The sequence below is a fragment of the Vibrio sp. PSi01 genome, assembly GCF_054960695.1.
In genome coordinates this window covers 39,246-51,269 of the sequence record NZ_JBHNYN010000024.1, presented here as the reverse complement: position 1 = coordinate 51,269, position 12,024 = coordinate 39,246, and the positions used below count along the sequence as shown (strand labels likewise).

Sequence of the window (12,024 nt, the reverse complement as noted above, 5' to 3'; positions counted from 1 at the left end):
GAACGTTGATTTGATGCTTTGTAGCAGAAAAGATGAACGGTTAGCTTATGCGATACTAGCTCAGTTGGTAGAGCGCAACCTTGCCAAGGTTGAGGTCATCGGTTCGAACCCGATGTATCGCTCCAAATTCTCTCTTTTTAGAGAACAGAGTCATTGTCTTAAACAATGCATCCGGACGCGGGATGGAGCAGTTTGGTAGCTCGTCGGGCTCATAACCCGAAGGTCGTCGGTTCAAATCCGGCTCCCGCAACCACATTACAGTTAAGCGCTATCTGTTGCTCAAGGCGGTAAGAGTTGCCCAAGGCAGTAAAAGCAGCGATTAACGAATGCGATACTAGCTCAGTTGGTAGAGCGCAACCTTGCCAAGGTTGAGGTCATCGGTTCGAACCCGATGTATCGCTCCAGCTTTCTTCTAAAAGCTATTAAGACCCTTTAAGCCACCGTGTTTTTCTTTAGATCACAGAGTTTAAAGACGACCTAAGGGTCACGCTCTTTCTTTAATGCTGCGAAGCATAATCCCCCCAAAAAGCAAATAATCCTCCATCATGGTGGATATTTTTTTGTCTTAAATATTTCTTAGCAACTGGAATGCTAGTAAACATCAGGTCTCTGAAGCAGATGCTTGAGGTTTTTCATATCTATAAACAGACTTATCCACAAAATGTTAGGTGTGGATAACTTGGTTGATAAAGTTGTTTCAGGCTTAATTCTCCACATACCTCTAAAAGATCTTTCTTGTTTTCAATATATTAGCGGAATCGTAGCGATCGTAACTTGTTGTTTTTTATCAAGTTGAGTGCTTGTGTTGAATTTGGTAAAAGATCGTTAACTTGTTGTTTTTTGATCTTAATCATTTATCGGTACTGTGTTTAACTTTGTGAGGGTGTCGGAAGTTTACGAGAAATCTGAATTTTTTCCACATTGTTAAAATTGAGAACAAGGTCAAACATTGTTCTAAAATTATGTGCAACGAGTTGTCTTAAATATTGGATGGTTGGTATGAACTAGCCAGTTAAACATTGGTATATAAAGAACTGGGTAGGTACGTAAAGAGCTAGGCGTCTCTTGGTAGTCCTTTTTCAACAATGCGTATCAGCCTGTGCTTTTTGGTGAGTATTTTGCTGCTATTTTTTTGCATACAGTTATTTTTCTGCGTAGAGCTATCTTCTTGCACACTGCTAACGTTAGGCAACTGCTGTAGTTGTTTATTCAAAGCCCACTCAATATGCACATCCAACATATCGTTTTTCCCTTGATGAGATTCCAGTGTTTCAACAATGCGTTGCTGGAATGGTGCATTGCCCATAGCAACAAAGATATTGCGTAACCACTGGGTGTGGCCGATGCGTCTTATTGCAGAGCCTTCCATTTTCTTCAAGAAGGTTGCTTCGTCCCAACTTGAAAGCAAAACCAGATCGGCTTCTTGGAAATCTTCTCGGCGGTGAAAGTCTGTTTGCTCTGTGAGTTCAGCATGACGGTTCCATGGGCAAACTAACTGGCAGTCGTCGCAACCGTAAATACGATTACCAATTGCGTCTCTAAATTCTTCCGGGATCACACCATCGTATTCAATGGTTAAGTACGAAATACATTTTCGAGCATCCACGACACCATCAGCAATAATGGCACCCGTTGGACAAGAGGTGATACATGCGGTGCATTTGCCGCACTCATCGACACTAGGTTCATCAACAGGAAGCGGGATGTTAACTAATAACTCCCCTAGAAAAAACCAAGAGCCCGCGTCTTTATCGAGAATTAACGAGTGTTTACCTGTCCAACCCAACCCCGCTTTTTGAGCGAGCGGTCTTTCCAAAATAGGTGCTGAATCGACGAAAGGACGTGAGTCTAAACCTTCGACTTCCTTCTCGATTCTTTGTCCTAGCTTTTTCAATTGGTTACGGAACAATTTATGATAATCGCGGCCTAAAGAATAACGGCTGATATAACCTTGAGTGGTATCGCTTAGGTTAGAGGCAAACTGCGCTTCCGGTGGTAGGTAGTTCATTCGGGCGCTGATCACTCGAATGGTGCCAGGATGAAGCTCATTAGGGCGAGCTCGCATCATTCCATGTCGAGCCATCCAATCCATTTCGCCGTGATTACCAGCATCTAGCCATGCTTGAAGAGGGGCTTCGTGTTCACTTAAATCAACATCGCAGATGCCAACTTTTTGAAAGCCTAACTCTTTTCCCCAGATTTTAATTTTTTCAGCAAGATGGTCTAGATTCATGGCTTAATTCTTATTTTCTCTGTTTTACAATTAGAGATAAGGCTAATTAAAATTAGGTTCGGCAAAAATGGGGGCGGATCTTAACGGATCTGAGTGGTGTTGACCAGAACAGACGCGTTTTGATCAGTATTTTTCATAGAACTTACACTTGAGTGCTTGTCTCCCAAAAGCATCACGGTTTACTATTCTTGTTCTTTTGATTTTTATATAGTCAACGATCGATTTTTAGAGAACGTATTCATGAGCACGAAACAATTTACTTTGAAAGATGAACAAGCAACGATTCAACTAGGAACGGAGCTTTCTAATCTTTGCTCACAGCAGACGACTATTTATCTGCATGGTGATCTTGGCGCAGGCAAAACGACCTTTAGTCGTGGCTTTGTAAAAGCGCTTGGCCATCAAGGAAATGTAAAGAGCCCTACGTATACTCTAGTTGAACCTTATCAACTTGCCGACTGGCAGGTATATCACTTCGATCTTTATCGCTTAGCCGATCCTGAAGAATTAGAGTTCATGGGGATTCGTGATTACTTCACGCCAGATGCTATCTGTTTGGTTGAATGGCCTGAGAAAGGCTATGGGATGCTACCAGAAGCGGATTTGGACATTGATATTCGTTACCAAGACGATCACCGTATTGTTTCTTTAACCGCTAATAGTGAATACGGACAGCGCTTACTTAGTCAGTTGGAGTTATGTTGATTTCTAAACGCCTTTTTTCAACAGCGGCCATGATGGCTGCTGTTTTCTCTTTACTGTTTTCTTCGCTTGTTTCAGCAAACTCCTTGAAAAGTTTGAGGGTTTGGCCTTCTCCAGAAGAAACTCGTGTGGTTATTGATTTAAAGTCAGAAGCGGACTTTAGCTATTTCACACTGAGTAGCCCGAGCCGCTTGGTTGTCGACTTAAAAAACACCAACCTTGCAACCAAGTTACCGGTCGTGGTGAAAGATAGCCCTGTTCTATCTAAGATACGTAAGAGCTCACCGCCAGACAAGAGTACTTATCGTCTGGTTTTTGAGTTAAAGAAGTCGTCTAAAGCAGAGTTGTTTAAACTGAGCCCGACTCCGGGTGGTCAGTATGGACACCGCTTGGTGATCGATTTACCTCATGGTGCGGCAAGCAAAGGGACAACAACGTCGACGCCGAGTAAGCCAACGGTAAGCAAAGACATTAATCAGGTGAAGCGTCAGAAAGACATTCTGATCGTGATTGATCCTGGACACGGTGGCGAAGACCCTGGTTCAATCGGTCCATCTCGTAAATATGAAAAGAATGCGACTCTCAGCATTTCGAAAAAACTTGCCGCCCAGTTGAATGCCGTTCCGGGTATTAAGACTCGTTTGACACGTAATGCTGACTACTTTGTAAACCTGAATCGACGTGTTGCTATTGCTCGTGAGAATGAAGCTCACTTGTTGATCTCTATTCACGCAGATGCGTTTACGACACCACAACCAAGAGGTGGTTCGGTGTTTGTGTTGAACACTCGACGTGCCAATACTGAGATTTCGCGTTGGATTGAGAATAAAGAGAAACAGTCAGAGTTGCTCGGTGGCAGTGGTGCTGCGTTCACTGGCAATATTGATGATAAGAACGTAAACCAAACCCTGCTTGATCTGCAGTTTAGTCACTCTCAAAAAGAGGGCTATAAACTGGCAACGGCGATTCTATCTGAAATGGGTAAAGTGGCGAAGCTGCATAACAGTAAGCCAATAAACACCAGCTTAGCGGTATTACGCTCACCACAAATTCCATCAGTGTTGGTCGAGACAGGCTTTATTTCAAACCCGACGGAAGAGAAGCTTCTTTTCCAACGTTCGCACCAAGACAAGCTGGCTCGTGCTGTGACTAAAGCCGTTGTTAAGTATTTGAAAGCTAACCCGCCAGAAGGGATTATCTTATCGAATGCGACATCTTCAACAGGCAGCGTAAGCCAACATAAAGTATCGCGTGGTGAGTCTTTATCTGTGATTGCGAGTAAATATGGCACCTCGACGCAAGCCTTGATGAAACTCAATAATCTGAAGTCGAGTAGCCTAGCGATTGGTCAAGTACTTAAGATACCAAGCAGCGCTCAAGGTTCATCATCAAGCAGTGCAGTCAAAACTAAGACTATTACTCACACGGTTAAGTCTGGAGAGTACCTAGGCAAGATCGCCAGCCGTTATAAAGTATTGGTAGCGGACATTAAGCGTGAGAACCGTTTAAAATCTGAAACATTGAGAGTGGGTCAGAAGCTACGTATTACGGTAGAAGTAAAAGACATACCTCTGCGTAAACACAAAGTCGCAAGAGGTGATTACCTAGGTAAGATAGCCTCTAAGTACGGTGTGAGTGTTGATGCTATCCGTAAAGCGAATAACCTACGCTCTGACAGCCTAGCGGTGGGGCAGGTGTTGATTATTCCGCATAAGTAATCTTTTTAACGCAGACATGTTTCCATCAATGGCAGTAAGGTAGCTATAAATATGACGATCAAAATACTGCCAGCTCGGTTAGCGAACCAAATTGCAGCCGGTGAAGTGGTAGAAAGACCCGCTTCTGTTGTGAAGGAGTTGGTTGAAAACAGTTTGGATTCAGGTGCCACACGTATCGATATTGATATCGAGAAAGGTGGCGCCAAGATGATCCGCGTGCGTGACAACGGTAAGGGCATCGTTAAAGATGAGCTTGCGTTGGCATTGAGCCGTCATGCGACCTCTAAGATTCATACCCTTGATGACCTCGAGGCGATCGTCAGCCTTGGTTTCCGTGGTGAAGCGCTCGCGAGTATCAGCTCGGTTGCACGTTTAACCATGACTTCGCGCCCTGCGACTCAAGATCAAGCTTGGGCTGCGCACAGCGAGGGCCGAGACATGCAGGTGAAACTGCAACCTGCAGCGCATCCCATTGGCACTTCGGTTGAGGTGTTGGACCTGTTCTTCAACACACCAGCACGTCGCAAGTTCTTACGTACTGAGAAAACCGAATTTACTCACATTGATGAATTGCTTAAGCGAATTGCGTTAAGTCGCTTTGATGTGACGATTAACCTTCGTCATAACGGTAAAATGATTCGTCAATACCGTGCGGCCAAAACCGATGTTCAGGCTGAAAAACGCATTGCAGCGGTATGTGGTAATCCTTTTGTTCGTCATATGCTTAAGATTGAGCTGGAGCATCAAGGTTTGAAGCTTCATGGCTGGATCACCACACCTGAAGGGGCAAGGCAACAAAGCGACCTACAATACTGCTATGTGAATGGTCGTATGATGCGCGATAAGCTGATCAATCATGCGATTCGTCAAAGCTATGAGACCAGCCTACGCCCAGATCAATTCGCAACGTATGTGCTATTCATTGAATTAGACCCGCATCAAGTGGATGTGAATGTTCACCCAGCTAAACATGAAGTGCGCTTCCATCAAGCACGATTAGTACATGATTTTATTTATCAAGCCTTGAGTGATGGCCTGGCACAAAGCAAGCAAATTGATGCAGCTCCGCTCAATCAATCTGCGTTCCATCAGTCAGATACTGATCATTATCAGCAAGATGCTTCTGGCGATGCGACGCGTTTTTCTGATCAAGAAGACACGGTGCCTTCCAACTCAGAGCCAGATTTGGTTTCAGAAAGGGTGCGACATGCCATCGAGCAAACGCCAGCCTATCCAAGAAAAGCTGAATCTGAGCAGGTTTATGAGAAACCCCAACACAGCGTTAATGATGCGAGCCAACGCTATAGCTCATCTTCTAATATAGGCTCGTCATCTAATACAGGCTCATCATCTACCACAGGCTCGTCATCTAGCGAAATCAGTTTTACGGGCTCTCCTCGACAAGAGTGGATTGAGTCTCGACCTGCGCCGAAGAAAGAAAAAGAACCGCACCAACATCATGCTGAACCTGCGCCCTCTAAGCGTGAAGTGAAAGCCTACAAAGAGCTTCTGAAAACGCCAGATTTTGATGCTCAAGTTGTAGCTCCATCATCTCCTCAAGAGCATGTCGCACCAGCCGAAACCAGAGAAAATATAGAAAATATAGAAGCTAAGTCTGTTCAACAGAATCCCGTTAACTCGAAACCGCGAGCACCCGTCACTGATTTGGGCAAAGCGGTTTCAATTGTTGAGGGGCAGTATCTGGTCATGGGCAATAAGAATGGTTGTGTTCTGGTTTCCTTAGCAAAAGCTGAATTATTGCGTGTTGTGGGTCAACTCGATGCTCGTAACGGGCCATTAAAAAGCCAACCATTACTGGTGCCTTTGTCGATCAAGCTTGGTAGTGAATTGGTGGAAGTCGCGAAAGCGCTGAGCCAAACATTGGCGCTGCTTGGTATTGAGCTTAAAGCACGAAACAGTGAAGCAGTGATGGTGATGGGAGTTCCTTCTCCTCTGAGACAGCAAAACTTACAAATTTTGATCCCAGATCTGTTATCGTACGCGGCTTCAATAAATACTCAGATTTTAGATAATAACGCGGGTAATGTTTTGAACGACCTGTTGCCATCATTGGTTAACTGGGTCGGGATTCAAACGGCACAAGTAAAAAGCGACTACACTTTATCTGAAGCGGTTCAACTAGTTGGGGAACTTGAGCAGCTTTGGCATGGTCTACTTCCATTAGATGATCCAGAGTTTGTTAATCCTATCGACTTTTCGGCGACTATTGCGGCTTTTATGGCTTAGTTTGTAGGTGAATTTTCACCGCTGAGTTTTAGATAAATTAAGCTTATTTCGGCTTCGGCTGTTTACGATTTAATGTGTTGTGATGGCATTGACCTTAGTTACAGGGCACATCGCGACATGAAGCCTTTTTATAAAGCGCTCTAACAGAGAAACAAATACAAAATATCATGACTGAAAAATTACCTTTAGCGTTGTTTTTAATGGGCCCAACGGCATCAGGAAAAACAGATTTAGCTATCCGCTTACGTCAGAAATACCCAGTAGAGATCATCAGTGTTGATTCTGCATTGATCTATAAAGACATGGATATTGGCACCGCTAAACCCGATGCGGAAGAGCTCGCGCTCGCGCCTCATCGCTTGATTGATATTCTGGATCCAAGCGAAGCGTATTCTGCGGCAGATTTTCGTCGTGATGCGATCAGCGAAATGAATAAGATTGTAGCGGAAGGAAAAATCCCGTTACTGGTTGGCGGCACGATGCTGTATTACAAGGCGTTGTTGGAAGGTTTATCGCCACTACCCGCAGCGGATCAAGAGATACGCAAGCAGATTGAAGCGGAATCTATCGAGCAAGGTTGGCAAGCTTTGCATGATCAATTAAGAGAGATAGATCCCGTATCCGCTGAAAGAATACACCCAAATGATCCACAAAGGCTTTCAAGGGCATTGGAAGTTTACCGAATTTCGGGTAAAACATTAACTGAGCTAACTCAAACGAAAGGCGATAGCCTGCCATTTCGTGTGAAACAATTTGCTATAGCTCCCAAGGAAAGGACTGAACTCCATCGTCGTATTGAGCTGCGTTTCGAGAAAATGATAGAAGCGGGGTTTGAGGATGAAATGAAGGCGTTGTATGCCAGAAAAGATCTTCACCCAGAGCTACCTTCGATCCGATGCGTTGGTTATAGACAGATGTGGGATTATTTAGACGGGAATTGTGATTTAGACGAAGCGGTTTTCCGTGGTGTCTGTGCAACTCGTCAGTTGGCCAAGCGACAAATCACCTGGTTGCGCAGTTGGGATGATTTAACTTGGTTAGATAGCGAAAACATTGATCAAGCGTTAGAAACTCTTTCAGATGCAATAGCATCTGATTAGTATTGCTGTGTATAATGTGATCGCTTTTGCGTGAATATACTCTGGAAAGGATCAGTTATTGAGGCTTTTAAAAAATCACAGCCTTTCAATAACAACGGAGTTTTTTTATTCGTTTAGCTCAGATGCAAAGGCCGCACCTTTTTGTGCACCACTAGCTAAATAATTACAACAAAATATAAATAAGGAAAATAAAATGGCTAAGGGGCAATCGCTACAAGACCCATTCCTAAATGCACTCCGTCGTGAGCGCATTCCAGTCTCTATCTATCTTGTTAACGGCATTAAGCTGCAAGGTCAGATCGAGTCTTTCGATCAATTCGTGATCTTATTGAAGAACACAGTAAACCAAATGGTTTACAAGCATGCGATCTCTACTGTGGTTCCTGCTCGTGCAGTTAGTCACCACAGCGGCGAGCAACGTGCTCCATCTGATCGTCCAGAGAAGACTGAAGATTAATCGTTCAATTGATACAGCTTGCGCTGTAATAAGGAGTTGGTTGCTTGTTTGACCGTTATGAATCTGGCGAGCGAGCCGTACTTGTTCATATCAACTTCACGCAAGAGGGAGAATGGGAAGATCTAAGCGAGTGTGAAATGCTGGTCTCTTCTGCGGGGGTAGAAACGCTACAAGTTATTACTGGTAGCCGACAATCCCCACTCCCTAAATACTACGTTGGAGAAGGTAAAGCCCTAGAAATCGCTCAAGCCGTTCAGCTGACCGGAGCTGAAATTGTGATTTTTAACCACTCTCTCTCTCCTGCCCAAGAGCGAAACCTTGAACAGTTGTGCAAATGTCGTGTGATTGATCGCACGGGTTTGATCTTAGATATCTTTGCACAGCGTGCACGAACTCACGAAGGTAAACTGCAAGTTGAGCTCGCTCAGCTGCGTCATATTTCTACCCGACTGATTCGAGGTTGGACTCACCTTGAAAGGCAGAAAGGTGGTATTGGTCTTCGTGGTCCAGGTGAAACTCAACTGGAAACCGATCGACGTTTGCTGCGTGACCGTATAAAGGCAATATTGCGTCGTTTAGCGAAAGTCGCTAAGCAGCGTGAACAAGGACGACGTGCTCGTAATCGAGCTGAAATCCCAACAATTTCTTTGGTTGGTTATACCAACGCAGGGAAATCAACACTTTTCAATCGCATCACAAGTGCAGGTGTTTATGCTGCAGACCAGCTGTTTGCAACCCTAGACCCAACACTACGTAAGATTGATTTGGCAGATGTCGGGCCTGCAATTCTCGCAGATACCGTAGGTTTTATCCGCCATCTACCACATGATTTGGTCGCTGCATTTAAGGCAACGTTACAAGAGACGCAGGAAGCTGACATTTTGTTACATGTTGTTGATGCCAGTGATGACCGCTTTCGTGAGAATATTCAGGCTGTTCATGATGTATTAGAAGAGATCGATGCTCATGAAGTGCCAACCCTTGTAGTCATGAATAAGATTGACTGCATGGAAGACCAAAAACCTCGAATTGAAAGAGACGAAGAGGGCGCACCACGCGCTGTTTGGGTTTCTGCAATGGAAGGAGAAGGTATTGAACTGCTGTTTGAAGCTTTAACTGAGCGTTTAGCGAGTCAGATGGTTCAATTCCGGTTGTGTATTCCACATCAACATCAGGGCCGTATTCGTAGCTTATTCTTTGAGATGAAATGTATTCAACAGGAAGAGTATGATGAAAATGGTAACTTGTTGATAGATATTAGAATGCAACAAATAGATTGGTCTAAACTCGAAAAAAGAGAAGGGGCGCTCTTAGGTGACTTTATCGTTACCAAAGAGACTGCTACAGTATAACGTCATATCAATGATGGAGTTTTCTAATGGCGTGGAATGAGCCTGGAAATAACAACAACGGCGATAATAACGGCCGCGATAACGACCCTTGGGGTAAGAATAATAATCGCGGCGGCCGAGATCAAGGACCGCCAGATCTAGACGAAGTGTTTAGTAAACTAAGTCAAAAGTTAGGTGGCAAGTTTGGTAAAAAGGGTGGTAGCGGTAACGGACCATCTATTGGTGGTGGCGGTGCAATTGGCTTTGGTGTCATTGCCGTTATTGCGATTGCTATCTGGTTCTTCGCTGGTTTCTACACCGTTGGCGAAGCAGAAAGAGCAGTAGTACTTCGATTGGGTCAGTTTGACCGTATCGAAGAGCCTGGTCTTAACTGGCACCCACGCTTCATCGATGAAATCAAAGATGAGCAACTAGTAAACGTTCAAGCGATTCGTTCTCTACGTGCTGCTGGCACGATGCTAACGAAAGATGAAAACGTTGTGACCGTTGAAATGGGTGTTCAATACCGTGTTTCTGACCCATACAAGTACTTGTATCGTGTAACGAATGCAGACGACAGTTTACGCCAAGCAACCGATTCTGCGCTTCGTGCGGTAATTGGTGACTCACTAATGGATAGTATCCTGACAAGTGGTCGTCAACAGATTCGTCAAAGCACTCAAGAAACGTTGAACCGTATTATTGATAGCTACGACATGGGTATTCTGATTGTTGATGTGAACTTCCAGTCAGCACGTCCACCTGAGCAAGTGAAAGATGCATTTGATGATGCTATCGCGGCTCGTGAGGATGAAGAGCGTTTCGAGCGTGAAGCTGAAGCTTACCGAAATGACATTCTTCCAAAAGCAACAGGTCGTGCTGAGCGTTTGAAGAAAGAAGCGGTGGGTTACTCAGAGCGCACAGTTAATGGTGCTCTAGGTCAAGTGGCTCAGTTCGAGAAACTGCTACCTGAATACCAAGCAGCTCCTGAAGTAACACGTAACCGTATGTACCTTGATACAATGGAAAAAGTGTACTCAAGCACATCGAAAGTCCTGATTGATTCTGAATCAAGTGGTAACTTGCTATACCTACCAATTGATAAGCTAGGCGCACAAAGTGGTTCTCAGTCGGGCACTCGCCCTGCAAAAGCATCATCAACTTACGATCAAATTGAGTTAGAAACTCAAGCGGATCCAAAGTCTAGCACTCAAACTCGTTCAGACAGTTCACGTCAAGGGAGATACTAATAATGCGTAAATTAATGATCCCTGTATTAGTTGTGACGATTGCCCTTTTATTGATGTCACTATTTGTGATTCAAGAAGGCGAACGTGGCATGGTAATTCGTTTTGGTCGAGTTCTCGATGACAACGGCGTATCACGAATCTATGAACCAGGCCTGCACTTTAAACTGCCTATGTTTGATCGCGTAAAAGTGCTTGATGCTCGTATTCAAACGATGGATGGTCGTTCTGACCGTTTCGTAACGTCAGAGAAAAAAGACGTTCTAATTGATACCTACGCAAAATGGCGTATTGCTGATTTTGGACGTTTTTATCTGAGTACAGGCGGCGGCAATATCATGACGGCAGAAGCACTTCTTGAGCGTAAAGTGACAGATGTTCTTCGTTCTGAAATTGGTTCTCGTGAAATTAAGCAGATCGTATCAGGCCCTCGTAATAAGGACATCCTGCCAGACTCTGCTGATAGCGAAGTCGTCACAACGGTAGCGGCTGCAGAAGCACTAGAAGTTGATGGCGAACGCGATAAGATCATGGAAAACGTTTTGTCTGGAACGGCAGAAAGTGCGATGGCTGATTTAGGTGTTGAAGTTGTTGATTTCCGAATGAAGAAGATTAACCTTCCTGACGAAATCAGTGAATCTATCTACCGCCGTATGCGTGCAGAGCGTGAGTCGGTTGCTCGTAGACACCGTTCACAGGGTCGTGAGAAAGCGGAAGTTATCCGTGCTCAAGCTGAGCTAGAAGTGGCAACAGTTCTTGCTGAAGCTGACCGTACAGCTCGAATCACTCGTGGTGATGCTGATGCAGAAGCTGCGAAGATTTACTCTGATGCGTTCAGCAAAGATCCTGAGTTTTATGGCTTTATGCGTTCACTGCAAGCTTATGAGACATCATTTAGCGATAAGAGCGACATTCTAGTACTGGATCCGAAGACTGACTTCTTCCAATACATGAATCAAGCAAGCGGCGCTCCAGCAAAATAAGCTGAT

9 protein-coding genes and 3 tRNA genes are annotated in these 12,024 nt (G+C 44.5%); 11 read left to right on the top strand and 1 reads right to left on the bottom strand.

Going from position 1 to position 12,024, the window contains the following annotated elements:
- Nucleotides 1-49 precede the first annotated feature (49 nt).
- The 3 genes from ACFI6G_RS20680 to ACFI6G_RS20670 all read left to right on the top strand — a co-directional run bounded on the left by ACFI6G_RS20680 (nucleotide 50) and on the right by ACFI6G_RS20670 (nucleotide 404).
- Nucleotides 50-125, top strand: a tRNA-Gly gene (locus tag ACFI6G_RS20680).
- A 51-nt stretch (nucleotides 126-176) separates the two neighbouring features.
- A tRNA-Met gene (locus tag ACFI6G_RS20675) sits at nucleotides 177-253 on the top strand.
- A 75-nt stretch (nucleotides 254-328) separates the two neighbouring features.
- Nucleotides 329-404 (top strand) — tRNA-Gly (locus ACFI6G_RS20670).
- 650 nt (nucleotides 405-1,054) lie between these two features.
- Here ACFI6G_RS20670 and queG read toward each other — a convergent pair.
- A complete protein-coding gene (gene queG, locus ACFI6G_RS20665; protein ID WP_010434088.1) occupies nucleotides 1,055-2,233 on the bottom strand; it encodes a tRNA epoxyqueuosine(34) reductase QueG in 1,179 nt (392 codons plus the stop codon).
- A 240-nt stretch (nucleotides 2,234-2,473) separates the two neighbouring features.
- Between queG and tsaE the strand changes: the two genes are divergently transcribed.
- The 8 genes from tsaE to hflC all read left to right on the top strand — a co-directional run bounded on the left by tsaE (nucleotide 2,474) and on the right by hflC (nucleotide 12,018).
- Nucleotides 2,474-2,938, top strand: coding sequence for a tRNA (adenosine(37)-N6)-threonylcarbamoyltransferase complex ATPase subunit type 1 TsaE (tsaE, locus tag ACFI6G_RS20660; RefSeq protein ID WP_004735870.1), 465 nt, complete (start codon nucleotides 2,474-2,476; stop codon nucleotides 2,936-2,938).
- The gene (locus ACFI6G_RS20655; protein WP_010434091.1) at nucleotides 2,932-4,653 is read left to right on the top strand and encodes a LysM peptidoglycan-binding domain-containing protein; all 1,722 of its coding nucleotides are present in this window, start codon (nucleotides 2,932-2,934) and stop codon (nucleotides 4,651-4,653) included. Before tsaE ends, ACFI6G_RS20655 begins: the two co-directional genes overlap by 7 nt.
- 51 nt (nucleotides 4,654-4,704) lie before the next feature.
- On the top strand, nucleotides 4,705-6,900 hold the full coding sequence (gene mutL / locus ACFI6G_RS20650; protein ID WP_065099537.1) for a DNA mismatch repair endonuclease MutL: 2,196 nt from the start codon (nucleotides 4,705-4,707) through the stop codon (nucleotides 6,898-6,900).
- 167 nt (nucleotides 6,901-7,067) lie between these two features.
- Nucleotides 7,068-8,000 carry a tRNA (adenosine(37)-N6)-dimethylallyltransferase MiaA gene (miaA, locus tag ACFI6G_RS20645; RefSeq protein ID WP_010434095.1) on the top strand — a complete coding sequence of 311 codons (933 nt, stop codon included), beginning with the start codon at nucleotides 7,068-7,070 and terminating at the stop codon, nucleotides 7,998-8,000.
- A 193-nt stretch (nucleotides 8,001-8,193) separates the two neighbouring features.
- The gene (gene hfq, locus ACFI6G_RS20640; RefSeq protein ID WP_010434097.1) at nucleotides 8,194-8,457 is read left to right on the top strand and encodes an RNA chaperone Hfq; all 264 of its coding nucleotides are present in this window, start codon (nucleotides 8,194-8,196) and stop codon (nucleotides 8,455-8,457) included.
- Between the two features lie 44 nt (nucleotides 8,458-8,501).
- The gene (hflX, locus tag ACFI6G_RS20635) at nucleotides 8,502-9,809 is read left to right on the top strand and encodes a ribosome rescue GTPase HflX (RefSeq protein ID WP_010434098.1); all 1,308 of its coding nucleotides are present in this window, start codon (nucleotides 8,502-8,504) and stop codon (nucleotides 9,807-9,809) included.
- Between the two features lie 26 nt (nucleotides 9,810-9,835).
- Nucleotides 9,836-11,038, top strand: a complete 1,203-nt coding sequence (hflK, locus tag ACFI6G_RS20630) for an FtsH protease activity modulator HflK (RefSeq protein ID WP_010434100.1) — start codon at nucleotides 9,836-9,838, stop codon at nucleotides 11,036-11,038.
- Between the two features lie 2 nt (nucleotides 11,039-11,040).
- Nucleotides 11,041-12,018 (top strand): protease modulator HflC, encoded by a 978-nt coding sequence (gene hflC / locus ACFI6G_RS20625; protein ID WP_010434102.1) that lies wholly within the window; start codon nucleotides 11,041-11,043, stop codon nucleotides 12,016-12,018.
- Nucleotides 12,019-12,024: the final 6 nt, after the last annotated feature.